This window comes from Vibrio sp. 10N.222.52.B7, from assembly GCF_041474275.1.
GTDB classification, from domain to species: Bacteria; Pseudomonadota; Gammaproteobacteria; order Enterobacterales; family Vibrionaceae; genus Vibrio; species Vibrio crassostreae_C.
In genome coordinates, this window is the sequence record NZ_JBFRTU010000374.1 from 1 (window position 1) to 254 (window position 254).

Here is a 254-nt window from a genome sequence, read left to right on the forward strand (position 1 = left end):
GAGTTGCATGATAATCCTTTATTGTATTCGTCAGATGAACTGAGGAAGCTAGCTTAGATCTAGGTCAAGTGTTCAGGCTTAGAGTGAGTTACAGTCATTAAGGTACACACCGCAGACAGCATCAAAGCAGCAGTACTAATGGTGAATAACACGTCGTATGAAGCCATATGATTTAAGCAGTACGCCATCAAAAGCCCAACCACACCTTGTGATACAGCAAAAGAGAGTGTCATTCCTGCCCACGCTTTAGTACT

Annotated in this window: 1 pseudogene; it reads right to left on the minus strand. The window is 42.9% G+C overall.

What is annotated here, in order from left to right:
* Positions 1-59 precede the first annotated feature (59 nt).
* Positions 60-254 (minus strand): annotated as a pseudogene (locus tag AB4512_RS23275) (MFS transporter); the annotation flags it as partial.